Below are 23,010 nucleotides of genomic sequence, written 5' to 3' on the forward strand. Positions count from 1 at the left end.
GCTGGACCGGAGCCGCGCCCGCTCACGGGCCGGGCCGCAGGGCGGTGATCCAAGCCAGCACGGCCAGGCCCGCCCGCACGGAGGCGGGTGCCGTGACGGAGCAGACGAGCAGTGCGAGAGCCGCGCAGGCGAGCCCGGCCACCGCGCTCCTCCGCTCGCCCGCCCACCGCAGCGCCCGCACGGACGCGATCACCGCGGCGACCGCCACGGCGACGGCGGGGAGGGCCCAGAGCGGATGCACGGAGGACGCGAGCGCGAGCAGGCCCAGCGCGAGCGCGGCGAGACCGGGCTCGTACGGCCTGCGGGCGGGAGGGTGCCGCCGGGGAGGGCGGAGGAGGGCAGCGTCGGCCGGAGCGGGTGGAGGGAGGAGTGCCGTCGTCGTCATGAGCCGATCCTCGTCAGGCCGCGGGCCGCGCGGAGAGGCGATCGGCGGACCGGTGGACGAGAGGCGCCGAGCGCCTCCTGTGGAGGGACCGACCGGCGCGATCGGCGTCGTTCCGGGCGTCTCGAGGCCGGAATCGCCGGAGATCCGGGGCGGGGCTGGTAGGTTACCGACGGTCCGACCGGTTGAGGACGTCCGTCCCCGGCCGAGGACGATCCATCGAAACCAGCTGTTCCGACAGCGAGAACGTCCTGGGAGGACACTCCATGGCTGACAAGTCGCTCAACCGCACCGAGCTCGTCGCGAAGATCGCCGCCGACTCCGGCCAGAGCCAGGCCGCCGTCAACGGCGTCCTCGACTCGCTCTTCACCACCCTCGCCGACTCCGTGTCGAACGACGTGAAGGTCACCATCCCCGGCTGGATCGCCGTCGAGCGCACCTCCCGCGCCGCACGCACCGGCCGCAACCCGCAGACCGGCGAGACCATCCAGATCGCCGCCGGCCACTCGGTCAAGGTCTCAGCGGGCACCAAGCTCAAGGCCGCCGCGAAGTAGTCGCGCCCTCCGACACGGCCCCGGCACTGCGCCGGGGCCGTCGTCGTCCGCGGACGCGGCCGCCGATCGTCCGCGGACGCGGCTGCCGATCAGCCGCGGAACGTAGGCTGGACCGGTGAATCGAACCGTCCGGATCGTCGGCCCTGCGCTCGTGCTCATCGCCGCAGCGCTCGTCGCCCTCCTCGCGGCCCTGGCCTTCGGCGGGGGAGCCGCGGCTCCGCTGCTGAACGATCCCGGCCCCGTGGTCCGCTACGGCCTCCCGATCGCCAAGCTGGCCGTCAATCTCGGCGCCGCGGGCATGATCGGCTCGCTCGTGCTGACGCTGTTCGCGCTGAGCCCCCGCGCCGCCGCCGCCCGCGACGCCCGATCCTCGTCCCGCGCCTCGACCGCTCACGCCTCCTCGCGCGCCGGCCAGTCCTCGCGCGGCGGCCAGTCCTCCTCCCGCGCCGGATCGACGCGCACCGCGGTCGCCCCCGCGCGCCCTGCGCCCGGCGAGGCCGCGCCCGAGCCGCGCACCGAGTTCTCGATCGCCCTCGACGTCGCCGCCGCCAGCGCCGCCTTCTTCGCGGCGGCCAGCGCGGTGACCGGGTTCCTCACCTTCCTCAACGTCACGCAGACGCCCCTGAGCCTCGACCGCGACTTCGGCACCAAGCTCAGCTACTTCATCGGCAGCATCGAGGTCGGCCAGGCCTGGCTCATCACGACGCTGCTCGCGGCCGTCGTCACCGTCCTCTGCTTCGCCGTCCGCAACCAGACCGCGCTCGTCTTCGTCACGGGCCTGGCCCTGCTCACGCTGCTGCCGATGGCGCAGCAGGGGCACGCGGCCGGAGCGAGCGGGCACGACGCCGCCGTCACGGCGCTGGGCCTGCACCTCGTCTTCGCGGCGATCTGGCTGGGCGGCCTCATCACCGTAATCGCCCTGCGGCCCCTGCTCGGCGGCTCCCGCCTGCTGCCCGTGATCGAGCGCTACTCCAGCCTCGCGCTCGTGAGCTTCGTCGTGGTCGCGGCGTCCGGCTACGTCAGCGCCGAGCTCCGGCTCGCCACCCTCGACAACCTGCTCACCGGCTACGGGATCCTCGTGCTGGTCAAGGTCGCGGCGCTGGTCGCGCTGGGCCTGTTCGGCGTGCTGCAGCGCCGCTACCTCATCGAGCGGATGCGGAAGGCCGGCGGTGTCGGCGGCCGCAGCTTCTGGTGGCTCGTCGGCGCCGAGATCTCCTTCATGGGGATCGCCTCCGGAGTCGCTGCGGCGCTCGCGCGCACCGCGACCCCGGTCGACCAGATCGCCGCCAGCCAGCTCACGGATCCGACCCCGGCCCAGCTGCTGACGGGCGAGCCCCTGCCGCCGCCCGCGAGCGCGATGAACTTCCTCACGCTCTGGAACATCGACCTGGTCTGGCTCCTGGTCTGCTCCTTCGCCATCGCGTTCTACGTCGCCGGAGTGGTGCGCCTGCGCCGCCGCGGCGACCGCTGGCCCCTGCACCGCACGATCCTCTGGATCGCGGGCATGCTCCTCCTGGCCTACATCACGAACGGCGGGGTGAACGCGTACGAGAAGTACCTGTTCAGCGCCCACATGCTCTCGCACATGGTCCTCACCATGGCGGTGCCGCTGCTGCTCGTCCCGGCGGCACCGGTCACGCTCATCGCCCGCGCCGCCGCCCGCCGCACCGACGGCTCCCGCGGTGCCCGCGAGTGGGTGCTGCTCGCCGTGCACTCGCGCTTCGCCACCGCGATCTCGCACCCGATCGTCGCCGCGCTGCTGTTCGTCGGGTCGCTCTGGGGCTTCTACTACTCCCCGCTGTTCCGCTGGGCCACCACGGACCACATCGGCCACGAGTGGATGATCGTCCACTTCCTGATCACCGGGTACCTCTTCGTCAGCGTCCTGATCGGAGTGGACCCGAGCGTGCACCGCGTGCCCTTCGCGATGCGCCTCCTGCTGCTGCTGGGCACCATGGCGTTCCACGCCTTCTTCGGCCTCGCGCTGATGACGGGGGAGGGGCTGCTCCTCGCCGACTGGTACGGAGCGATGGGCTGGGGCACCTCCGCGCTCGCCGATCAGCAGGCGGCCGGCGGCATCGCGTGGAGCATCGGCGAGATCCCCACCCTCGCGCTCGCGATCGTCGTCGCGATGATGTGGAGCCGCTCCGACGCCCGCGAGACCAAGCGCCGCGACCGCCAGGCCGACCGCACCGGAGAGGCCGAGCTCACGGCCTACAACGACCGCCTGGCCGCCCTCCAGAAGCGCGGCTGATCCGCGCCCGGGCCCCGGGGGTCCCTGCGGCCCGCGGGTACAGTGGAGCGGTGACTCAGCCGACCCTCTCCGACGAGCAGCAGCGGGTCTTCGACCTCATCGAGAACACGCGCGAGCACCTGTTCGTCACGGGTCGCGCGGGCACGGGCAAGTCCACCCTGCTCAACCACCTGAGCTGGAACACCGACAAGCAGATCGTCATCTGCGCCCCCACCGGCGTCGCGGCGCTGAACGTCGGCGGCCAGACCATCCACTCGCTCTTCCGACTGCCGATCGGCGTCATCGCCGACTCCGACCTCGACCAGCCGCCCGAGCTGCGCAAGCTCCTCAACACCATCGACACGCTCGTCATCGACGAGATCTCCATGGTCAACGCCGACCTGCTCGACGGGATCGACCGCAGCCTCCGGCAGGCGCGGCAGCGGCGCTCCGAGCCGTTCGGGGGCGTGCAGGTCGTCCTCTTCGGCGACCCGTTCCAGCTCGCACCCGTTCCCGGCGATCCGGAGGAGCGCGCCTACTTCGCCGACCGCTACCGCTCGCTGTGGTTCTTCGACGCCCTCGTCTGGCAGGAGGCGCCGCTGCGGATCGTCGAGCTCGGCCGGATCCACCGGCAGAGCGACGAGCGCTTCAAGTGGATGCTCAACGCGGTCCGCTTCGGCATGGTGACGAAGGAGATCGCCGACGTGCTGAACGCCGCGGGCGCGCGGACGCCTCCGGCGGACGACGCGATCACGCTCGCGACCCGCAACGACACGGTCAACCGCATCAACCAGGCGGCGCTCGCGCGGCTGAAGGGCCCCCTGAAGACCGCCTCGGCCGAGATCAGCGGCGACTTCGGCGGGCGCGCCTATCCGGCGGACCAGAACCTCGAGCTCAAGATCGGCGCGCACGTGATGTTCCTGCGCAACGACTCCGAGCAGCGTTGGGTGAACGGCACGATCGGCCGGGTGACGAAGGTCGCGGGGACGGTGTGGGTCGAGGTGGACGGTGAGGTCCACGAGGTCGAGCCCGCGACCTGGGAGCGCTACCGCTACTCCTACTCCGCCGCGACGAAGAAGCTCACCCGCGAGATCGTCGCCGAGTTCGCGCAGTTCCCGCTCCGCCTGGCGTGGGCGGTCACGATCCACAAGTCGCAGGGCAAGACCTACGACTCCGCCGTGGTCGACCTCGGGCAGCGCGCCTTCGCCCCCGGGCAGACCTACGTGGCGCTCAGCCGCATCACGAGCCTCGAGGGGCTCTACCTGACGCGGCCGCTCCGGCCGAGCGACATCATCGTCGACAAGGACGTGCTGCGCTTCATGTCCGAACGGCGAGCCGAGCCGGCCGCCGTCGCGGAGGCGTCCGCGGACTGACGCCCCGCGGAGGACGTGGGAGCAGGGGCCTCAGGCCGCCGCGCAGGTCCGGGCGAGATCGCGGAACAGCTCCGTCGTCAGCCGGTACGCCTCCGCGACCTCCGCGATGACCCGCTCGCGCTCCTCCTCGTCCCAGCCCGCGGCGTCGAGCTGCTCGCGATAGGTGGCGCGGAAGGCCGACGGTGCGGCGATCTCGCCGAAGAGGAAGAAGCCGACGCCGTTGGTCTCGAAGCCGAACCGCCGCTGCAGCAGCCCGCGGACGATCGCGCAGCCGGAGAGGTCACCGAGGTAGCGCGTGTAGTGGTGGGCGACGAAGCCGCCGCTCCAGCCCGAGGCCACGGTGCGGATCCGGTCGACGTAGGCGCTGGTCGAGGGCAGCGGGCGGATGCGCTCGCGCCAGTCCTCGCCGACGAGGAAGCGCAGGTCCTCCGCGATCGCGGGGAGCCGGGTGAGCTTGGCCGAGAGGAAGGGCTCCGCGACCGGATCGCCGGCCATGTCCTCCGCCACGGCCTCGAGGGCCTCGTAGACGAAGTAGTGCTGCGAGATGAGCGCGATGTAGTCGTCGCGACTGCCGGAGCCGGTCATCAGCGAGGTCATGAAGGCGGCGCCCTCGTCGTCCGCGCCGGACTGCCCGATGCGCAGGCGCAGGGCCTCGGAGAACGGGATGACGTTCGACACGGTGGCCTCCCTCGGCGACTGAGGTCTGCCTTACCTTAGCCGAGCGGAGCCGCTGGGACCAGAGGCGTCAGTGCCCGTGTCCGCCGTCGACGACGGAGTGCATCATCCCGCCCATGTCGCCCGAGCCGCCCGAGGAGGCGGCCATGGCGGGGGTGGCGAGGGCGGAGACGGTGAGCGCGCCGGCCAGGAGTCCTACGAGAGCTCGCGACGGCGAGACGGCCTTCTCCTCGACGCGCGGAGAGCGGAGCGAGACGGCCACCACGGCGACCGCGATCAGCTGGAGGACCGCGGCGGCCAGCGCGGGGAGGGGCTCGGCGAGTGCGCCGAGGGCCAGAGCGAGGGCGAACGCCGCCAGGGAGGCGACCGCGACCACCAGCGCGGAGATCGGCACGACGATCCGGCCGCGTGCCAGGACGAGGATCGCCCAGAGGATCTCGACGGCACCGAGCACTCCGATCACCGGGGCCTGCACGCCCTCGCCGCCGGCGGCGAGCGAGAGGTGGACGAGCCCGGCGCCGAGTCCGGCGAAAGCGGCGTTGCAGCGGGCCACGGTGGTCATGGCGGCTCCTTCGCTGGATCGGGGAAGAAGAGGAGGCCCCGGATCGACACACCGCATCGTGTCGTCCGGGGCCGTTCAGTCCGTCCGCCGCGGAAAACGGCGGGCCCACGGCGGACGGAGTAGAGGGGGGCGGCGGGTGCCGCCCGGGTCAGGCGGTCGCGGTGGTGCGCGTCCTCGCCGTCTTCTCGGTGCCGAGTCCGACTCCCAGGAGCACCAGCGCGCTGGCCAGGTGCAGGAAGTGGTCGGCGGTGTTCAGCGCCAGCACGTTCAGAGCGGTGTCGACCAGGAAGAAGCCGACGATGCCGAGCAGCAGGTACACCGCTCCGACGGTCACGTTGACGGTCTTCGCCGCGGCGACGGTCGACAGGCCCGCGATCAGCAGCGCGCCTCCGATGAGCAGGTGGGCGATGTTGTGCAGCGGGTTCACCTCGAAGATGCCGAGCAGGAGCCCGCCTTTGGTCGAGAGGAACTGCACGCCTCCGGTCACGACGAAGCCGAGGAGCCCGACGACGACGTAGACGGCTCCGAAGAGAGTCGCCAGCAGTCGATTGGGGGATCTGCGCATGGTCTCTTACCTCCTTCGAGCAGCGCCTCTGCGCTGTACTCCCTCTCTTCGTAACCCGGCGCCTGCCGGTTTGGGAACGGGGTGGACTCCGCCGGTCACGGTCAGGACACGAATCGCGATCGCGCGCTCAGCGGCCCTCTCCGGCCCGACGGAGCCCCCGTACAGTGGTGCCGTTCGCAGACGACGGGGGAGTCGCACGGCATGGGATCTCGCAGACGGACGCGGACGGGGCTGCTCGTCGTCCCGGTCCTCGTGCTCGCACTGGCTGGCTGCACGCCCGCCGCCGCCTCGCGCGTGGCGGAGGCGCCCGCGCAGGCGGCGTCGGAGGAGCTCGCCTCCGCCCTGTCGGGGTTCCTCGACGAGACGGTCGGCGTCGCCGGCGCGACCGGAGCGGTCGCCGGGGTCTGGTCGCCGTGGGGCGGCAGCTGGGAGGGCGCGGTCGGCTGGGAGTCGGACGAGCGCACCACCGCCCTCACCACCGACGTGCACCTGCGGCTCGGCACCGGCGGCACCGAGGCGATGACCTGCGACGTGGTCCTCGCCCTCGCCGACTCCGGCCGGGTCGACCTCGACGCCGACGTCGGCGAGATGCTGCGCTCCCTGCCCGGCATCGACGGGCTCACCCTGCGCGAGCTCTGCGCGCACACCTCCGGCCTGGCCGACTTCCGCTCGGCGCTCTGGCCGACCGTGCTCCAGAACCCCCCGCGGCAGTGGCCGACGCTCGAGCTGCTCGCCGCGGCCCAGGTGCGCGGTGCCTCGGCCGAGCCCGGAGCGGCGTGGTCCGACTCCGCCACCGGTCCGCTGCTCGCCGGCATCGTCGCCGCGCAGGTGACCGGTCGGAGCATCGGGGAGCTCTACGACCAGTACGTGGTGCCGCGGTACGGGCTGCGGAGCACGGAGCTGCCCGGCGCCTCCGAGGTCGACCTGCCCGCTCCGTCCCCCCGCGGCTATGCGGTCGCGCTCGACCCGGCGACCGGGGAGAAGCGCTGCGACGTGCGCCTCGACGTCACCGCCGCGTCCCCGTCCGCCCTCGGCGCCGCCGGCGGAGCACTGACCGATCTGGAGGACCTCCGGCGGCTGGCGACGGGTCTCGCGGCCGATCCCGCGGACGACGCCATGTGGCGGGACCCGGTCGTCCAGGGCCAGGGCCGCGCCGACTACCTCCGCGCCGGGCTCGGCGGGCACGAGGCGGGACCCCTCCGCGGCTTCTCGGGCCTCGCGCCCGGCTTCGTCACCGCGGCGTACTCCGACCCGGTCTCGGGCCTGACCGTGGCCGTCTCGATCAACAGCTCGACGCCCGGCGGGGACTTCGCCGCGACGGTCGCCCGCACCCTGGCCGCCATCGCGGTCGAGCAGGGAGCCGCGGCGGGAGCCGAGGGCCTGCCCCAGCTCCCGTGGACGGCCGACGGCGAGCGCGGCGCCGTGCAGGGGACCCCGACGCGCTGCTGATCCGGCGGCGCCCTACTCTGGTGCCATGCCGATCACTCCCGACACCAAGGACTGGACCTGGGTCCTCGAGCGCCCGTGCCTCGAGTGCGGTTTCGACGCCTCGCTCGTCGACGCCGACGAGGTCGCCGAGCTCATCCGCGAGAACGCCGCCGCCTGGCCCTACGTGCTCGACCGCGACGACGCGGCGGGCCGGCCCGACGACGAGACCTGGTCGCCGCTCGAGTACGCCGCGCACGTGCGCGACGTGCACCGCATCTACCGCACCCGTGTGCAGCTGATGCTCGCCGGCGACGACCCGCTCTACCCCAACTGGGACCAGGACGTCACCGCCGTGGAGGAGCGCTACGACCAGCAGGACCCCGCGACGGTCGGCCGCGAGCTGGTCGAGGCGGCTGAGCGCATCGCCGAGGTGTTCGACTCCGTCGCCGGCGCCCAGTGGCAGCGCCGAGGCCGCCGCAGCGACGGCGCGGCGTTCACGGTCGACACGATCGCCCGCTACTACCTGCACGACGTCCAGCACCACCTGCACGACGTGCAGGGCTGAGCTCAGGTGTCGATGAGCTGGGGATTGAGGAACGAGAGCGTCCGCGCGTAGGCGAGCGCCGCGGAGGCGGGGCTGACCGCGTCGCGCAGGTTGCCGTTCGCGAAATGCCGCTGCGTGTCCGGGTAGGTGTGCGCCGTGACCGGCGTCCCCGACTCCTTCAGCCGTCCGACGAACGACTCCGGGTCGTCGCCCGCGGGCCACTCGTCGCTCTGCGCGTAGTGCAGGAGGGTGGGGCACGGGACCAGCACGTGCTCCTCCGCACCGAGGGTGGCGTAGTACGCGACCACCGCGTCCACGAGCCCGGTGCCCGCGGCGAGCAGCCCGAGGCGGCCGCCGAAGCCGAAGCCGATGACGGCGCTGCGCGGCGCCCCGGCCGCGACTCCGGTGCCGACCGCCTCGGCGACGGCGGCGAGGGTGCGGTCCTGCGCGGCCATCGCGGCGAGGTCGCGCGCGTCCTCCGGGGAGAGCGTGGCCCAGCCGTCGTAGAGGTCGGGCACGAGCACGTGGTAGCCGTGCTTCGCCACGGCCTCGGCGAACGGCTCCAGCCACGGCAGGCGCCCGAACACGTCGTGCAGCACGACCACCACGGGCCGGCCGGGGTGCCCGTACTCGAGGGCGACGCCCGGCGACGGGATCTGGACGAGCTCTGTCACCCCTCCACCCTGCCCTCTGCGTCCCGCGATCCCGCGCGCTGCCGCGGATCCGCCCGGCGTGTCGCGTCGAAACGCCGCGCGGGCGCCTCACCGCTCCGCGCGGCCGTGCGGCTTCAGCGGCAGGACGACCTGCTCGCGCAGGTGCTCGTAGACGACCGAGGTGCGCACGTCGGCGACCTCGCGGCGCTGCGTCAGCTCGTCGATGACGAAGGCGTAGAGGTCCTGGTTGTCGCGGACGGCGACGTGGATGATGAAGTCCTCCGAGCCGGAGGTGACGAACACGCCGACCGTCTCGTCGAGGCCGGCGACCCAGTCGCGGAAGGCCTCGATGATCTCGCGCGACGGCGGACGGATGCGGACCGCGATCAGCGCCTGCACGCCGCGCCCGAGGGCCGCGAAGTCGAGAGTGAGCGTCGCGCCGGTGATGACGCCGCGGCGCCGGAGGCTCCTCGTGCGGTCGAGGGCGGTGGTCGGCGAGACGTGCACGGCGGCTGCGAGGTCACGGTTCGTGATCCGTGCATCCGACTGCAGGACCTGCAGGATCCGGACGTCGAGTTCGTCGAGTGCCGCTCCTGGGCCGTTCTGCTGGTCGTTCATACGGAGATCCTGCCGAAGGGGAGCCCTCCTGCCTACTCTTCGTGACGTCACTTCGCACGAACCGAGGAGCAGCATGACCATCCCCGCCCCCGACGCCGTCGGCTTCCACCCCGACGAGATCGACACCGCCGCGCCCACCCGCTCGGCCCGCCTCAAGTGGGTGGTCGTCGTCGACGAGTCCCTCCCCGCCGGCCGCGCCGTGAACGCCGCGATCTGCGTGGGCGCCGCGACGGCCGCGCACGTCGCGGGACTGCTCGGACCGAGCCCCGCCGACGCGTCCGGATCGCTGCATCCCGGTCTGCCGTGGGCCGGCTGCACGGTCCTCGCCGCCGACGCGGCCACCCTGCTCACGATCCGCGCGAAGGCCGAGGCGCACGACGGGACGTTCGTCGCCGACATGCCCGCGTCGGCGCAGGCCACCCGGGTGTACGACGAGTACCGGGAGGCGGTGGCGGCGAGCGGCTCCGACGAGCTGCAGTACCTCGCGGTCAGCCTGGTGGGGCCGAGGAACCGGATCGACAGGATCGTCGGGCGGCTGCGGCTGCTGGGATGACGGTCGCCGCTGCGCTGCCGGACGCCGCTGGGCTGACGGACGCCGCTGGTCTGCCGGTTGCCGCTGCAGCGCCGGAGGAGGAGCCGCTCGCGTCGGGCCGGAGGAGGAGCCGCTCGCGTCGGGCCGGAGGACCGGCCGCAGACGAGGGGGGGAGGAGAGCGAGTGACGGGAATCGAACCCGCGCCATCTGCTTGGGAAGCAGAAGTTCTACCATTGAACTACACTCGCGTGGCGCCGCTCGGGCGCACCAGGACATCGTAGCAAGGCCCGGAGCCGGCCCATGCCCCCGGGTCGCGCCACGCCCTAGGATCGCAGCGTGCTCCTCTCCGACCGCGACATCTCGCTCGAACTCGCCTCCGGCCGCGTGGGGCTCGCCCCGCACGATCCGTCGATGCTGCAGCCGTCGTCCGTCGATGTGCGCCTCGACCGCTTCTTCCGGCTGTTCGACAACCACCGCTACCCGTACATCGATCCGGCCGAGGACCAGCCCGAGCTGACCCGCCTGGTCGAGACGCCGCAGGGCGAGCCGTTCATCCTCCACCCGGGAGAGTTCGTGCTCGGCTCGACCTACGAGGAGGTGTCGCTGCCGGACGACATCGCGGCGCGCCTCGAGGGCAAGAGCTCGCTCGGACGGCTCGGACTGCTGACCCACTCGACCGCCGGTTTCATCGATCCGGGCTTCACCGGCCACGTCACCCTCGAGCTCAGCAACGTCGCGACGCTCCCCATCACGCTCTGGCCGGGGATGAAGATCGGCCAGATGTGCTTCTTCCGCCTCAGCTCGCCCGCCGAGAAGCCCTACGGCTCGGCGGAGTACAGCTCGCGGTACCAGGGCCAGCGCGGTCCGACCGCGTCGCGGTCGGCGCTCAACTTCCACCGCACGGACGTCTACACCGACTGACTCCGGCGCAGGGATCAGGGCGCGGGGGTCAGCCCAGCAGGCGGGGGAGCTGCAGCACGAGCCAGGGGGAGAACGCCCAGGGGGTCGAGCGGACGGCGGCGAGCGTCGCCTCGGCGTCGACCCACTCGTAGTCCATGACCTCGTCGAGGCGCGGATCGAGGGCGTCGCGGCTCGACAGCGTCGCCGTGTAGACGGGGCAGATCTCGTTCTCGACGACGCCGGACGCGTCGACCGCGCGGTAGCGGAAGTCCGGCAGGGCGACCTCCAGCGTGGCCAGCCGGGCGCCGAGCTCGCGCTCGGCCCGGCGGACGACGGCGTCCTCGATCCGCTCGCCCGGGGCGGGGTGCCCGCAGAAGGAGTTGGTCCAGACGCCCGGCCAGGTGCGCTTCTCGAGTGCGCGGCGGGTCACCAGAAGCGCGCCGTCCGGGGAGAAGACGTGGCAGGAGAACGCGAGGTGCAGGGGAGTGGCCGTGTCGTGCACGGTCGCCTTGTCGGCGACCCCCACGGCGTTCCCTGCCTCGTCGAGGAGGACCACCTGCTCGATCCGGTCCGTCTGCACAGTGGCGGCTGGCGAAGTCATACCCGCAAGTCAAGCACGCCGCAACACATCAGCCGGCTTATCGTCCTGGTTCTCCCCTTTGTTAGCCTTCCCACGTGGATACGCGCGACCCCGTGGTTCTGTCCCGGTTGAGGCAGGAGCACGTCGATGCCGTCCTGGACAGGTTCTTCTCGTTGGCGAGGTCCCGGGCGGTGCGTCTCGGACCCCGCTACCTGACCCTCTGGCAGACGCTGGAGGCCAACACCCGCGGCGGCAAGCGCTTCCGCCCGCTGATGGTGATCTCGGCGTACGAGGCCCACGGCGGCCAGGATCCGGAGGCCGCCGCCCATCTCGGCGCGGCGTTCGAGCTGCTGCACACCGCGCTGATCGTGCACGACGACGTGATCGACCGCGACTTCGTGCGCCGCGGCGGCCCGAACGTCTCGGGCAGCTACCGCGACGAGGCGACGACCGCGGGCCTCTCCATCCCGATCGCCGAGCACCGCGGCACCTCGGTGGCCGTGATCGCCGGGGACCTCGCCCTCACCGGCGCCCACCGCCTCGTCGAGGGCGTCGGCGCCTCCGACGGCGTGCGGGCCCGCCTGCTCACCCTGCTCGACGAGGCCGTCTTCGCCTCCGCCGCGGGTGAGCTGGCCGATGTGGACTTCTCCCTCATGCCGGGCATGCCCTCGGTCGACGAGGTGCTCGAGATGGAGCGCCTCAAGACGGCCGTCTACTCGTTCGAGGCGCCGCTGCAGGCCGGAGCGATCCTCGCCGGGGCCTCGGACGCCGCGGTGGACGCCCTCGGCGAGTTCGGCCGCTGGATCGGCATCGCCTATCAGATCGTCGACGACCTGCTCGGGGTCTTCGGCTCGGAGGGGCAGACCGGCAAGACCACGCTGGGCGACCTCCGCGAGGGCAAGCGCACCGTCCTCATCGCCCACGCGGCCGGCACCGACTGCTGGCCCGACATCGAGGCGCTGATCGGCGACGAGCACCTCGCGCCCGAGACCGCGGAGAAGGTGCGCGGCATCCTCGAGGAGTGCGGCGCCCGCAGCTACGCCGAGGGGCTCGCGAACCAGTTCGCCGATCGCGCCTGGGCGGCTCTGGAGACGCCCGCGGTGTCGGAGGCGTTCCGCAACGAGGTCCGCCCGCTCGTGGCCAGCGTGGTCGGGCGCACCCGATGAGCGCTGTCCGCCACGCGCGGATGCGCGCGACGATGCGCTCCGCCCGGCCGAGCCCCCGTACGGTGGCACGATGAGCCGCCAGAGCGAACTGTACGACCGCGTCGCGCACGAGTCGTCCGCGCAGGTGATCCGCCGCTACTCCACCTCCTTCGGGCTGGCCACGCGCCTGCTCGCCCCGGGCGTCCGCGAGCGGGTGGAGGACGTCTACGCCCTCGTGCGCGTCGCCGACGAGATCGTCGACGGCGTCGCCGAGGAGGCCCGTCTCGACCGGGCCGCGGTGGAGGAGTCCCTCGACGCCTTCGAGGCCGAGACCGAGCGCGCGCTCGCCTCCGGCTACAGCTCCAACCTCGTGATCCACGCCTTCGCTCGGACCGCGCGGGCGACCGGATTCGGCACCGAGCTCACCCGGCCGTTCTTCGCGTCGATGCGCGCCGACCTCCGCGAGACCGAGCACACCCCCGAGTCCTTCGAGGCCTACGTCTACGGCTCCGCCGAGGTCGTCGGGCTGATGTGCCTGCACGTGTTCCTCGCGGCGCCGGACGCGGGGCTCGTCTCCGAGGCCGCCCGCGAGCGGCTCGTGGCCGGAGCGCGCCGCCTGGGCGCCGCGTTCCAGAAGGTCAACTTCCTCCGCGATCTCGCCGCCGACGTCGACGGCCTCGGCCGCAGCTACTTCCCCGGAGTCGACCCGCGGGCGTTCTCCGAGCGCGACAAGGCCTCGCTGCTCGCCGACCTCGACGACGACCTCGCCGAGGCCGCCGCCATCGTGCCCGAGCTCCCGCGCTCGAGTCGGCGCGCGGTCCTGCTGGCCCACTCCCTCTTCGCCGCCCTGGCCGACCGGATCCGCGCGACGCCCGCCGAGGAGCTCCTCCGCGCCCGCGTCAGCGTGCCCACGGCCGCCAAGGCGGCGCTCGCGGCGAAGGCGGCCGTGTCGACGCTCGGCCCGCGCCTGGGCCCCGGCCCCGTCCGCGCGACCCGCTCGAGGACAGGCCCGCACCGCGCCGTCGTCATCGGCGGGGGGATCGGCGGACTCGCCTCCGCCGCGCTGCTCGCGCGCGACGGCTACGACGTGACCCTCCTGGAGGCGCGCGAGGCCGTCGGCGGCCGCGCCGGCTCGTGGGAGCACGAGGGCTTCCGCTTCGACACCGGTCCCTCCTGGTACCTGATGCCCGAGGTGTTCGACCACTTCTTCCGCCTCATGGGCACCAGCGCCGAGGAGCGCCTCGACCTCGTCACGCTCGATCCCGGCTACCGGGTCTACAGCGAGGGCGTCGACGAGCCGATCGACGTGCTCGCCGACCTCGAGTCGAACCTCGCGCTCTTCGAGAGCATCGAGCCCGGAGCGGGCGAGCGGATGCGCGCCTACCTCGACTCCGCGCGCGACACCTACGAGATGGCCAAGCGCCGCTTCCTCTACACGAGCTTCTCGTCCTTCCTCCCGCTGCTGCGCCGCGACGTGCTCAGCCGGACCGGGAGGCTCGGCCGCCTGCTGCTCACTCCGCTCGACACGTTCGCGGCGACGGCGGTCACCGACAACCGGCTGCGCCAGATCCTCGGCTACCCGGCCGTCTTCCTCGGCTCCTCGCCGTTCGCCGCGCCGAGCATGTACCACCTGATGAGCCACCTCGACCTCGCCGACGGCGTGCTCTATCCGATGGGCGGATTCACGAAGCTGATCGAGGCGGTCGCCGACGTCGCCGAGGAGGCCGGCGTCACCGTCCGCACGTCCTCGCCCGCGACGCGGATCCTCACCGCCCGCTCGCCCCGCGGCCGACGCCGCGGCGCCGAGGTCGTCGGAGTCGAGTTCACGGGCCCCGACGGCACGGAGCGGATCCCCGCCGACCTGGTCGTCAACGCCTCCGACCTCTTCACCACCGAGCAGTCGCTCCTCCCCGAGGAGCTGCGGACCTACCCGCCCGCCTACTGGGAGAAGCGCGAGCCCGGCCCGAGCGCCGTCCTCGTCCTCCTGGGCGTGCGCGGGGAGCTGCCCGAGCTCGAGCACCACACCCTGCTCTTCACGAAGGACTGGCGCGACAACTTCGACAAGATCTTCGGCGAGCACCCGACCGTCCCCGATCCCGCGTCGATCTACGTCTGCCGCCCGAGCGCGACCGACGCGAGCACGGCTCCGGAGGGGCACGAGAACCTGTTCGTGCTGGTGCCGATCCCGGCCGACACCTCGATCGGCCACGGCGGAGTCGACGGCGCGGGCGACGCGCGCGTCGAGGCCATCGCCGACCAGGCCATCGCGCAGATCGCGTCCTGGACCGGCGCGACCGACCTGGCCGAGCGGATCGTCGTCCGCCGCACCATCGGCCCGGCCGACTTCGAGAGCGACCTCGGCGCCTGGCGCGGCTCGATGCTCGGACCGGCCCACGTCCTCTCGCAGAGCGCCTTCTTCCGGGCCGGAAACGTCAGCCGGCACGTCGACGGCCTGCTCTTCGCCGGCAGCTCCACGATCCCCGGCATCGGCCTGCCGATGTGCATCATCAGCGCCGAGGTCATGCTCAAGCGCGTGCGCGGCGACGTGTCGACCGAGCCGCTGCCCGTGCGGGAGGCGCCGTCCGCTCCGGTCGCGCCCGTCGCCGTGGGGGAGTAGGCGTGGGGATCCTCTACCTGCTCGCGCTCCTCGTCTCGATCACCGGGATGATCGTGCTCGACCGCCGCTTCCGGCTGTTCTTCTGGGCGGACGCGCGACGCGCGGCGATCGTGCTGCCCGTGGGCGTCGCGTTCTTCCTGGTCTGGGACCTCGTGGGGATCGGCCTGGGCGTCTTCTTCCGCGGAGAGACCTCCTACATGACCGGCCTGCAGATCGCGCCGGAGCTCCCGGTCGAGGAGGTCCTCTTCCTCACCCTGCTCTGCTACCTGACGATGGACGTGCACGGCTTCCTCTCGCAGCGCGTCGCCCGGCGAGCGGAGGCGCGCGCGTGACCTACCTCCTCCTCAACGCCGTGTTCCTCGCGGTGGTGCTGGTGCTGCTGCTGCTCGCGCTGCGCCGACGCGTCCTGCGCCTGCCCGCCGTCCTCGGCACGCTCGCCGTGCTGCTGGTGATGACCGCCGTGTTCGACAACATCATGATCGGAGTGGGCCTGCTGGTCGCCTACGACGACGACCTGATCTCGGGCATCCGGATCGGTGTCGCTCCGATCGAGGACTTCGCCTACGCGATCGCCGCGGCCCTCGCCCTCCCGGCGCTCTGGGTGCTCCTGCCCTCGCGTCGTCGGAGCGAGCCGTGAACCGGCTGCGCGCGCTGTTCGTCTCGAGCCGCCCGCTGAGCTGGGTCAACACCGCCTACCCGTTCGCCGCGGCGTACCTGCTGACCACCCGCGAGATCGACCTCGCCTTCGTGCTCGGCACGATCTACTTCCTCATCCCCTACAACCTCGCGATGTACGGGATCAACGACGTCTTCGACTACGAGTCCGACCTGCGGAACCCCCGCAAGGGCGGCGTCGAGGGCGCCGTGCTCGACCGGAGCGAGCACCGCGCGACGCTGATCGCGGCGGTGGCCACGAACGTGCCGTTCCTGGTGGCGCTCGTGCTGCTCGGATCCCCGGTCTCGTGGCTGGTCCTCGCGATCAGCGTCTTCGCGGTGATCGCCTACAGTGCGCCGGGGCTCCGCTTCAAGGAGCGTCCGTTCGTCGACTCGCTGACCTCGGCGACCCACTTCGTCAGCCCGGCCGTCTACGGGATCGCCCTCGCGGGCACCGTGGTCACCGGACCTCTCGTGGCGCTGCTCGTGGCGTTCTTCCTCTGGGGGATCGCGAGCCACGCCTTCGGCGCGGTGCAGGACATCCTGGCCGACCGGGCGGGCGGCATCGGCTCGATCGCGACCGTGATCGGAGCGAAGGCGACCACGCGCTTCGCCATCGCCGCCTACGTCGCGAGCGGCCTGCTCCTGCTCCTGCTGCCCTGGCCGGGGACTCTCGCGGCGATCCTCGCGGTGCCGTACGCGGTGAGCATCTGGCCGTACCGGTCGCTCGAGGACGCCGAGGCGGAGCGGGCGAATGCGGGCTGGAAGCGCTTCCTCGCGCTGAACTTCCTGACCGGCTTCCTCGTCACGCTCCTGCTGATCGTGTTCTGGATCGCCACGGTCTGATCCGCGGCCGCCGGCGCGGGGAGGTCCTCGCCCGCGTCTCCGCGGGCCGGGCCCCGTCAGTCCCGGCGGGCGGGCGGCGCGAGCCGCGGCTCCGGCACGACGGGGGCGGTGGCCGGCGGGCGGCGCACCGGCAGGAGCAGCACCAGCCCCACGGCGAGGACGAGGACGAGCCCGAGGATGCCCCAGTACTGCACGTTCGCCTCGCCGCTGCCCGAGACGGCCGCGGCGATCGAGACGGCGGCTGCGAAGGCGGCGGGCGCGAGGAACGAGGCCGCCCGCCCGGTGGTCGCGTAGAGGCCGAAGATCTCGCCCTCGCGTCCCTCCGGGATGAGGCGGGCCAGGTAGCTGCGGCTCGCCGACTGCGCCGGGCCGACGAACAGGCACAGCAGCAGGCCGAAGATCCAGAACACCGTGCTCCCCCCGTCGTGCAGGACGAAGACGGCGGTGCCGCAGACGACCAGGCCGATGAGCGAGGCGACGATCACGGCCTTGGGGCCGATGCGGTCGTCGAGCGCGCCGACCGAGATGGTCGCCACTCCGGCCACGACGTTCGCGGCGATGGCGAAGAGGATCACCTCGCCGGCGTCGAAGCCGAAGGTGCCCTGCGCCAGCACGCCGCCGAAGGTGAAGACCCCGGTGAGCCCGTCGCGGAACACCGCGCTGGCGATGAGGAAGGCCACGGTGCTGCGGCTCTCGCGCCAGAGGGCGGCGACCTGCGCGAAGAGCGCGCGGTAGGAGGCGATCACGCCGACGCGCTCCGCCCGGCTCGCGCGCGCCGGCGTCTCCGGCACCGCGACCAGCACAGGGAGGGCGAAGACGGCGAACCACACGCCGGCGACCAGGATCGAGACGCGCACGTCGAGGCCGTCGTCCCCCGTCACTCCGAAGAGCCCGACCTCGGGCGAGATGAAGCCGAAGTACACGATCAGCAGCAGGACGATCCCGCCGACGTAGCCCATGCCCCACCCGAAGCCGGAGACGCGGCCGATGGTCGCCCGGGTCGAGACCTGGAGGAGCATCGCGTTGTAGTTGACGCTCGCGAACTCGAAGAAGACCGTGCCGACCGCGAGCAGTCCGAGTCCCAGCCAGAGGAGGGCCGGGTCGGGGCGCACGAGGAACATCAGCAGGATGCAGAGGACGACGACGGCGGAGTGGATCCCCAGCCAGAGTCGGCGGCGCCCGCCGAGGTCGGCCCGGCGGCCGGTGATCGGCGCGATGACGGCGACGACCACGCCGGCGGCGGCGAGGGACCAGCCGAGCGCGGCCGAGACTCCGCTCGAAGTGCCGAAGAGCCCGTCGGTGGTCAGGTAGACGGTGAAGACGAAGGTGGTCACCACCGCGTTGAAGGCCGATCCGCCCCAGTCCCACAGGCCCCAGGCGAGGACGGGCCAGCGGCCGGTGCGCGTCGTCATGGGCCCACCGTAGGGGGAGGAGGTGAACGGCCGGAAGCGGCGGGACCCGTGAGTCCGAGAGTTGAGCCGATGCGACTCAACTTCTCGCCTCCGGACTTGACGCGAGACGACAGATGCGTAAACTTGAGCGTGCGGGGCTCAACTCCCGCAGAGGATTCCGCACCACCCGTCAACTGACCGGCAGCCGCCCGCGCGACGCCGATCGCGAAGGAGAACAACGCATATGTCCCGTGCCGTAGGCATCGACCTGGGAACCACCAACTCTGTCGTGGCCGTCCTCGAGGGAGGCGAGCCCACCGTCATCGCCAACGCCGAGGGCTTCCGCACCACGCCGTCCGTCGTGGCGTTCACCAAGGACGGGGAGGTGCTCGTCGGCGAGACCGCGAAGCGCCAGGCCGTCACCAACGTCGACCGCACCATCGCGTCGGTCAAGCGCCACATGGGCACCGACTGGACCTTCGGCGTCGAGGACAAGAAGTACACCCCGCAGGAGATCTCGGCCCGCATCCTGGGCAAGCTCAAGCGCGACGCGGAGCAGTACCTGGGCGACAAGGTGACCGACGCGGTCATCACCGTCCCGGCCTACTTCAACGACGCCGAGCGCCAGGCGACCAAGGACGCCGGCGAGATCGCCGGACTCAACGTCCTGCGCATCATCAACGAGCCCACCGCGGCCGCGCTGGCCTACGGCCTCGACAAGGGCAAGGAGGACGAGCTCATTCTCGTCTTCGACCTCGGCGGCGGAACGTTCGACGTCTCCCTCCTCGAGGTGGGCAAGGACGACGACTTCTCGACCATCCAGGTCCGTGCGACCTCGGGCGACAACCGCCTCGGCGGCGACGACTGGGACCAGCGCGTCGTCGACCACCTGGTCAAGCGCTTCAAGGACTCGACCGGCGTCGACGTCTCGAAGGACAAGATCGCGCGTCAGCGCCTCAAGGAGGCCGCGGAGCAGGCGAAGAAGGAGCTCTCCTCGAGCACCTCGACCAGCATCCAGCTGCCCTACCTCTCGCTCACCGAGAACGGCCCGGCGAATCTCGACGAGACGCTCACCCGCGCCAAGTTCGAGGAGCTCACCAGCGACCTGATCGAGCGCACCCGCAAGCCCTTCACCGACGTCATCGCCGAGGCGGGCGTCAAGGTCGAGGACATCGCGCACGTGGTCCTCGTCGGTGGCTCGACCCGCATGCCGGCCGTGGCCGAGCTCGTCAAGAAGCTCACCGGCGGCAAGGAGCCCAACAAGGGCGTCAACCCGGACGAGGTCGTCGCCGTCGGCGCCGCGCTGCAGGCCGGCGTCCTCAAGGGCGAGCGCAAGGACGTCCTCCTGATCGACGTGACCCCGCTCTCGCTGGGCATCGAGACCAAGGGCGGGATCATGACCAAGCTCATCGAGCGCAACACCGCGATCCCGACCAAGAGGTCCGAGACCTTCACCACGGCCGACGACAACCAGCCGTCCGTCGCGATCCAGGTCTTCCAGGGCGAGCGCGAGTTCACCCGCGACAACAAGAACCTGGGCACGTTCGAGCTGACCGGCATCGCGCCGGCCCCGCGCGGCATCCCGCAGGTCGAGGTCACCTTCGACATCGACGCCAACGGCATCGTCCACGTGTCCGCGAAGGACAAGGGCACCGGCAAGGAGCAGTCGATGACGATCACGGGCGGCTCGTCGCTGCCCAAGGACGACATCGACCGCATGGTCCGCGAGGCCGAGGAGCACGCCGCCGAGGACAAGGCCCGCCGCGAGGCCGCCGAGATCCGCAACAACGCCGAGACCCTGGCGTACTCGATCGACAAGCTGATCAAGGACAACGAGGACAAGCTGCCCGAGGACGTCAAGTCCGAGGTGCAGGGAGACGTCGACGCGCTGAAGACCGCGCTCGCCGGCGACGACGACGCGGCCGTCAAGACCGCGTTCGACGCCCTCAACGCCTCGCAGACCAAGATCGGCCAGGCGATCTACTCCCAGGACCAGGCCGCGCAGAGCGCCCCCGCGGACGCTCCGGCCGACGGTGACAAGAAGGACGACGAGGACATCGTCGACGCCGAGGTCATCGACGAGGACGAGCCGAAGGACACGAAGTAGCCATGGCAGCCGAGAACGAGCCCCAGGACCTCCCCGAGGAGCAGCCGGCCACCGGCGGCGAGGCGGGAGCCGAGGCGGCGCAGGACGCCCAGGACCAGGAGGGCCTCATCGAGGCCGAGGGGCCCGACGTCGAGACCAGCCTCTCGGACGCCGACCTCTCGTTCCTCTCGGGACAGTCCAGCGCCGAGACGCTCGCGGCCGAGCACCTCGCCGACCTCCAGCGGGTGACCGCCGAGTACGCGAACTACCGCAAGCGCACCGAGGCCAACCGCCAGGTCGACAAGGAGCGGGCGATCGGCGACGCGGTGAAGGTCATCCTCCCCGTGCTCGACGACCTCGACCGCGCCGAGAAGCACGGCGACCTCGCCGAGGGCGGGCCCTTCACGGCCATCGCGCAGAAGCTGCGCGGCGGAGTGGAGAAGCTCGGCCTGGTGAAGACCGGCGCCGTGGGCGACCTGTTCGACCCGAACATCCACGAGGCGATCTTCCAGCAGCCCACCCCCGGCGCCGAGACCTCCACGGTCGCGGACGTCGTCGAGGCGGGCTACTACCTCGGAGGCTCGCTGCTGCGGGCCGCCAAGGTGGTCGTGGCAGTCCCCGCCGACTGACCCCGCCACCGGCACCACCACCGCGGAGGACCCCGCCCCGCTCGGCAGCACGCTGCCGGACTTGGGCGGGGTCCCTCGCCGCATTCGACACAGGAAGAGGCACATGGCCAGCCAGGATTGGTTCGACAAGGACTTCTACAAGGTCCTCGGCGTGTCCAAGGACGTCTCCGCCGCGGACCTGAAGAAGACCTACCGCAAGCTCGCCCGCCAGTTCCACCCCGACTCCAACCCGGGGGACGCGAAGGCCGAGGCGCGCTTCAAGGAGATCAGCGAGGCGTACACCGTGCTCTCGGACGCCGAGCAGCGCAAGGAGTACGACCAGATCCGCGCCATGGGCGGCGGGGCGCGCTTCACCGCGGGCGGCCAGCCCGGAGGGTTCGACGACGTCTTCGGCGGCATGTTCGGCCAGGGCGGGCGCACCTCCTACAGCACCCAGCAGGGCCCGCCGCCCGGCTTCGAGGACATCCTCGGCGGCATGTTCGGCGGCGGAGGCAGCCGTTTCGGCCAGCCCAGCGGCGGCTACCGCGGCTTCGGCGGCCCGCAGAAGGGCGCCGACGTCACCGCCAGCACCACCATCGACTTCCGCACCGCGACCCGGGGTGACACCGTCCAGCTGCAGACCGGCGACGGGCGCACCCTCTCGGTGCGCATCCCGGCCGGCGTGGCCGACGACCAGAAGATCCGCGTCCGCGGCAAGGGCCGCCCCAGCCCGGACGGCGGTGATCCCGGCGACCTGGTGCTCACTGTCTCGGTCCGCAAGCATCCGGTGTTCGAGCGCGACGGGCTGAACCTGCGCGTGACGGTCCCCGTGACCTTCGTCGAGGCGGTCTTCGGCGCGACGATCGAGGTGCCGACCCTCGGCGGCGAGCCCGTCAAGCTCCGGGTCGCCGCAGGCACCCCGAGCGGCCGCGTCCTGCGTGTCAAGGGCCGCGGCGTCACGACTCCCAAGGGCACGGGCGACCTGCTCGCCGTCCTGCAGGTTGCCGTCCCGAGCCACCTGTCCGCCGCCGCCCGTGAGGCCCTCGAGGCCTACGCCGCCGCCGAGCCGGACGAGGACCCGCGCGAGGACATCCTGGAGAAGGCCCGCTACTAGCACCGGATCGGCGCGACCGGTCGGAGGAGGAGACATGGACGAGAACACGCCCGTCTTCGCGATCGCCGTCGCCGCCGAGCTGGCGGGGATGCACCCGCAGACGCTCCGGCAGTACGACCGGCTCGGGCTCGTGAGCCCGACCCGCACCGCGGGCAAGTCGCGCCGCTACTCGATGCGCGACGTGGTGCAGCTGCGCGAGGTCGCCCGGCTCTCCTCCGAGGGCGTCTCTCTCGAGGGCATCGCGCGCATCCTGCAGCTCGAGAACCAGGTGCAGTCGCTCTCGCAGCGGGTGCGCGAGCTGGAGTCGGCCCTCGCCGACGAGCTCCTGAACCGACCGGGCCGCCGCGTGTTCGCCGCCGGACTCGAGGGGGACGTGGTCACTCTGCGCCACGGCACGCGCGCGCAGCGCCGGACCGAGCTGGTCGTCTGGCGCCCCGCGCCACGATCAGGGGCCGCCGACGACGCCACACCCTGAACGAGGGGTAGCCTGACCGGGCGCCGCCCCGTCATCGCGGCGCCCGTCCCTCCGCTCGGGGCGGAGAGCAGGAGGACCGCCGTGGACCACGACAGCAGCACCCCGCGCGACGAGCGCGACGCCCGCCGGGAGCAGGCCGCCCAGGAGCAGTCCACCCAGGAGCAGGTGTCGAACGCTGCTCGACAGGAGCAGGCCCCGGACTCCACGCGCGCGTCCCGCAGGACGCCCGTCGTCCCCGACAACGGGTTCTCCCGCGAGTCCTACGCGATCCACGCCACCCGCAGCGACCTCCCCCTCTTCTCGGAGGCGCTGAACGCCGGCCGCGACGACTCCGGCTGGCTGTCGTCGCTCTCGAGCACCCTCGCCGGACCCACCGGGCCGGTCGGCTCCCCGGACTCGGCCGCCGAGACGGCGCAGGCCGCGCTCGACCGCCGCACCCGCCGTCGGAGAGACGAGTCCGACTCCTGAGCCGCG

General features: G+C 72.3%; 25 protein-coding genes and 1 tRNA gene. 17 read left to right on the forward strand and 9 right to left on the reverse strand.

Annotated features, from left to right (window positions below; genetic code table 11):
- Positions 1 to 22: 22 nt before the first annotated feature.
- Complete coding sequence (locus tag C5C46_RS06645) at positions 23 to 385, reverse strand: hypothetical protein (protein WP_104226124.1); 363 nt, start codon at positions 383 to 385, stop codon at positions 23 to 25.
- Positions 386 to 648: 263 nt separating this feature from the next.
- Between C5C46_RS06645 and C5C46_RS06650 the strand changes: the two genes are divergently transcribed.
- The 3 genes from C5C46_RS06650 to C5C46_RS06660 all read left to right on the forward strand — a co-directional run bounded on the left by C5C46_RS06650 (position 649) and on the right by C5C46_RS06660 (position 4,542).
- Complete coding sequence (locus C5C46_RS06650; RefSeq protein WP_056037903.1) at positions 649 to 936, forward strand: HU family DNA-binding protein; 288 nt, start codon at positions 649 to 651, stop codon at positions 934 to 936.
- 115 nt (positions 937 to 1,051) lie between these two features.
- Complete coding sequence (locus tag C5C46_RS06655) at positions 1,052 to 3,190, forward strand: bifunctional copper resistance protein CopD/cytochrome c oxidase assembly protein (protein ID WP_258059377.1); 2,139 nt, start codon at positions 1,052 to 1,054, stop codon at positions 3,188 to 3,190.
- A 50-nt stretch (positions 3,191 to 3,240) separates the two neighbouring features.
- Positions 3,241 to 4,542, forward strand: coding sequence for an ATP-dependent RecD-like DNA helicase (locus C5C46_RS06660; protein ID WP_104222908.1), 1,302 nt, complete (start codon positions 3,241 to 3,243; stop codon positions 4,540 to 4,542).
- A gap of 30 nt (positions 4,543 to 4,572) precedes the next feature.
- On the opposite strand, the gene C5C46_RS06665 is transcribed toward C5C46_RS06660, so the two are convergent.
- The 3 genes from C5C46_RS06665 to C5C46_RS06675 form a co-directional block, all read right to left on the reverse strand.
- A complete protein-coding gene (locus tag C5C46_RS06665; RefSeq protein WP_104226125.1) occupies positions 4,573 to 5,220 on the reverse strand; it encodes a heme oxygenase (biliverdin-producing) in 648 nt (215 codons plus the stop codon).
- 67 nt (positions 5,221 to 5,287) lie between these two features.
- Positions 5,288 to 5,779, reverse strand: a complete 492-nt coding sequence (locus C5C46_RS06670; protein WP_104226126.1) for a hypothetical protein — start codon at positions 5,777 to 5,779, stop codon at positions 5,288 to 5,290.
- Between the two features lie 148 nt (positions 5,780 to 5,927).
- Positions 5,928 to 6,344 (reverse strand): DUF4383 domain-containing protein, encoded by a 417-nt coding sequence (locus C5C46_RS06675; RefSeq protein ID WP_104226127.1) that lies wholly within the window; start codon positions 6,342 to 6,344, stop codon positions 5,928 to 5,930.
- A 201-nt stretch (positions 6,345 to 6,545) separates the two neighbouring features.
- Between C5C46_RS06675 and C5C46_RS06680 the strand changes: the two genes are divergently transcribed.
- Together C5C46_RS06680 and C5C46_RS06685 are read left to right on the forward strand one after the other, a co-directional pair.
- Complete coding sequence (locus C5C46_RS06680; protein WP_104226128.1) at positions 6,546 to 7,793, forward strand: serine hydrolase; 1,248 nt, start codon at positions 6,546 to 6,548, stop codon at positions 7,791 to 7,793.
- Positions 7,794 to 7,818: 25 nt separating this feature from the next.
- Positions 7,819 to 8,337: a DinB family protein gene (locus C5C46_RS06685; protein ID WP_104222903.1), complete on the forward strand. Its 519-nt coding sequence runs from the start codon at positions 7,819 to 7,821 to the stop codon at positions 8,335 to 8,337.
- Positions 8,338 to 8,339: 2 nt separating this feature from the next.
- Here C5C46_RS06685 and C5C46_RS06690 read toward each other — a convergent pair whose 3' ends face one another.
- Positions 8,340 to 8,990 (reverse strand): dienelactone hydrolase family protein, encoded by a 651-nt coding sequence (locus C5C46_RS06690; protein WP_104226129.1) that lies wholly within the window; start codon positions 8,988 to 8,990, stop codon positions 8,340 to 8,342.
- 87 nt (positions 8,991 to 9,077) lie between these two features.
- On the reverse strand, positions 9,078 to 9,587 hold the full coding sequence (locus tag C5C46_RS06695; RefSeq protein ID WP_104226130.1) for an Lrp/AsnC family transcriptional regulator: 510 nt from the start codon (positions 9,585 to 9,587) through the stop codon (positions 9,078 to 9,080).
- Positions 9,588 to 9,660: 73 nt separating this feature from the next.
- Here C5C46_RS06695 and C5C46_RS06700 point away from each other — a divergent pair, with 73 nt between their 5' ends.
- The gene (locus tag C5C46_RS06700) at positions 9,661 to 10,140 is read left to right on the forward strand and encodes a DUF2000 domain-containing protein (RefSeq protein WP_104226131.1); all 480 of its coding nucleotides are present in this window, start codon (positions 9,661 to 9,663) and stop codon (positions 10,138 to 10,140) included.
- 157 nt (positions 10,141 to 10,297) lie between these two features.
- Here the strand turns inward: C5C46_RS06700 and C5C46_RS06705 are convergent.
- Positions 10,298 to 10,368 (reverse strand) — tRNA-Gly (locus tag C5C46_RS06705).
- Between the two features lie 88 nt (positions 10,369 to 10,456).
- Between C5C46_RS06705 and dcd the strand changes: the two genes are divergently transcribed.
- Positions 10,457 to 11,041, forward strand: a complete 585-nt coding sequence (dcd, locus tag C5C46_RS06710; RefSeq protein ID WP_104222898.1) for a dCTP deaminase — start codon at positions 10,457 to 10,459, stop codon at positions 11,039 to 11,041.
- 28 nt (positions 11,042 to 11,069) lie between these two features.
- On the opposite strand, the gene idi is transcribed toward dcd, so the two are convergent.
- Entirely contained in the window at positions 11,070 to 11,621 is a 552-nt protein-coding gene (gene idi, locus C5C46_RS06715) for an isopentenyl-diphosphate Delta-isomerase (protein WP_104222897.1), read from the reverse strand.
- A 170-nt stretch (positions 11,622 to 11,791) separates the two neighbouring features.
- Between idi and C5C46_RS06720 the strand changes: the two genes are divergently transcribed.
- The 5 genes from C5C46_RS06720 to C5C46_RS06740 all read left to right on the forward strand — a co-directional run bounded on the left by C5C46_RS06720 (position 11,792) and on the right by C5C46_RS06740 (position 16,862).
- Positions 11,792 to 12,766, forward strand: a complete 975-nt coding sequence (locus C5C46_RS06720) for a polyprenyl synthetase family protein (RefSeq protein WP_244229492.1) — start codon at positions 11,792 to 11,794, stop codon at positions 12,764 to 12,766.
- Between the two features lie 70 nt (positions 12,767 to 12,836).
- Positions 12,837 to 15,362, forward strand: a complete 2,526-nt coding sequence (gene crtI, locus C5C46_RS06725; protein WP_104226133.1) for a phytoene desaturase family protein — start codon at positions 12,837 to 12,839, stop codon at positions 15,360 to 15,362.
- Positions 15,363 to 15,364: 2 nt separating this feature from the next.
- Complete coding sequence (locus C5C46_RS06730) at positions 15,365 to 15,694, forward strand: lycopene cyclase domain-containing protein (protein WP_104222894.1); 330 nt, start codon at positions 15,365 to 15,367, stop codon at positions 15,692 to 15,694.
- Positions 15,691 to 15,999 (forward strand): lycopene cyclase domain-containing protein, encoded by a 309-nt coding sequence (locus tag C5C46_RS06735; protein ID WP_104222893.1) that lies wholly within the window; start codon positions 15,691 to 15,693, stop codon positions 15,997 to 15,999. The genes C5C46_RS06730 and C5C46_RS06735 overlap by 4 nt, the downstream gene beginning before the upstream one ends.
- A complete protein-coding gene (locus C5C46_RS06740) occupies positions 15,996 to 16,862 on the forward strand; it encodes a prenyltransferase (protein ID WP_104222892.1) in 867 nt (288 codons plus the stop codon). The genes C5C46_RS06735 and C5C46_RS06740 overlap by 4 nt, the downstream gene beginning before the upstream one ends.
- A gap of 56 nt (positions 16,863 to 16,918) precedes the next feature.
- Here C5C46_RS06740 and C5C46_RS06745 read toward each other — a convergent pair whose 3' ends face one another.
- Positions 16,919 to 18,274, reverse strand: a complete 1,356-nt coding sequence (locus C5C46_RS06745) for an MFS transporter (protein WP_104226134.1) — start codon at positions 18,272 to 18,274, stop codon at positions 16,919 to 16,921.
- Between the two features lie 223 nt (positions 18,275 to 18,497).
- Here C5C46_RS06745 and dnaK point away from each other — a divergent pair, with 223 nt between their 5' ends.
- The 5 genes from dnaK (at position 18,498) to C5C46_RS06770 (ending at position 23,004) form a co-directional block, all read left to right on the forward strand.
- Positions 18,498 to 20,360, forward strand: coding sequence for a molecular chaperone DnaK (gene dnaK / locus C5C46_RS06750; RefSeq protein ID WP_104222890.1), 1,863 nt, complete (start codon positions 18,498 to 18,500; stop codon positions 20,358 to 20,360).
- Positions 20,361 to 20,362: 2 nt separating this feature from the next.
- Positions 20,363 to 20,968 carry a nucleotide exchange factor GrpE gene (locus C5C46_RS06755; RefSeq protein WP_104222889.1) on the forward strand — a complete coding sequence of 202 codons (606 nt, stop codon included), beginning with the start codon at positions 20,363 to 20,365 and terminating at the stop codon, positions 20,966 to 20,968.
- A gap of 103 nt (positions 20,969 to 21,071) precedes the next feature.
- Positions 21,072 to 22,061: a DnaJ C-terminal domain-containing protein gene (locus C5C46_RS06760; RefSeq protein WP_104222888.1), complete on the forward strand. Its 990-nt coding sequence runs from the start codon at positions 21,072 to 21,074 to the stop codon at positions 22,059 to 22,061.
- A gap of 34 nt (positions 22,062 to 22,095) precedes the next feature.
- Positions 22,096 to 22,536: a heat shock protein transcriptional repressor HspR gene (locus C5C46_RS06765; protein ID WP_104226135.1), complete on the forward strand. Its 441-nt coding sequence runs from the start codon at positions 22,096 to 22,098 to the stop codon at positions 22,534 to 22,536.
- 81 nt (positions 22,537 to 22,617) lie between these two features.
- Complete coding sequence (locus C5C46_RS06770; RefSeq protein WP_104226136.1) at positions 22,618 to 23,004, forward strand: hypothetical protein; 387 nt, start codon at positions 22,618 to 22,620, stop codon at positions 23,002 to 23,004.
- The last annotated feature ends 6 nt before the right edge of the window (positions 23,005 to 23,010 follow it).

Source organism: Rathayibacter sp. AY1E6 (assembly GCF_002931115.1).
In the GTDB taxonomy this organism is placed as follows: Bacteria; Actinomycetota; Actinomycetes; order Actinomycetales; family Microbacteriaceae; genus Rathayibacter.

Excerpts from the sequence above, each read along its gene's own strand:
- C5C46_RS06675 (WP_104226127.1), bottom strand. The coding sequence starts at position 6,344 with ATGCGCAGATCCCCCAATCGACTGCTGGCGACTCTCTTCGGAGCCGTC.
- C5C46_RS06755 (WP_104222889.1), top strand. The coding sequence starts at position 20,363 with ATGGCAGCCGAGAACGAGCCCCAGGACCTCCCCGAGGAGCAGCCGGCC.
- C5C46_RS06700 (WP_104226131.1), top strand. The coding sequence starts at position 9,661 with ATGACCATCCCCGCCCCCGACGCCGTCGGCTTCCACCCCGACGAGATC.
- C5C46_RS06670 (WP_104226126.1), bottom strand. The coding sequence starts at position 5,779 with ATGACCACCGTGGCCCGCTGCAACGCCGCTTTCGCCGGACTCGGCGCC.
- C5C46_RS06645 (WP_104226124.1), bottom strand. The coding sequence starts at position 385 with ATGACGACGACGGCACTCCTCCCTCCACCCGCTCCGGCCGACGCTGCC.
- C5C46_RS06650 (WP_056037903.1), top strand. The coding sequence starts at position 649 with ATGGCTGACAAGTCGCTCAACCGCACCGAGCTCGTCGCGAAGATCGCC.
- crtI (WP_104226133.1), top strand. The coding sequence starts at position 12,837 with ATGAGCCGCCAGAGCGAACTGTACGACCGCGTCGCGCACGAGTCGTCC.
- C5C46_RS06680 (WP_104226128.1), top strand. The coding sequence starts at position 6,546 with ATGGGATCTCGCAGACGGACGCGGACGGGGCTGCTCGTCGTCCCGGTC.
- C5C46_RS06745 (WP_104226134.1), bottom strand. The coding sequence starts at position 18,274 with ATGACGACGCGCACCGGCCGCTGGCCCGTCCTCGCCTGGGGCCTGTGG.
- C5C46_RS06760 (WP_104222888.1), top strand. The coding sequence starts at position 21,072 with ATGGCCAGCCAGGATTGGTTCGACAAGGACTTCTACAAGGTCCTCGGC.
- idi (WP_104222897.1), bottom strand. The coding sequence starts at position 11,621 with ATGACTTCGCCAGCCGCCACTGTGCAGACGGACCGGATCGAGCAGGTG.
- C5C46_RS06685 (WP_104222903.1), top strand. The coding sequence starts at position 7,819 with ATGCCGATCACTCCCGACACCAAGGACTGGACCTGGGTCCTCGAGCGC.
- C5C46_RS06695 (WP_104226130.1), bottom strand. The coding sequence starts at position 9,587 with ATGAACGACCAGCAGAACGGCCCAGGAGCGGCACTCGACGAACTCGAC.
- dnaK (WP_104222890.1), top strand. The coding sequence starts at position 18,498 with ATGTCCCGTGCCGTAGGCATCGACCTGGGAACCACCAACTCTGTCGTG.
- C5C46_RS06765 (WP_104226135.1), top strand. The coding sequence starts at position 22,096 with ATGGACGAGAACACGCCCGTCTTCGCGATCGCCGTCGCCGCCGAGCTG.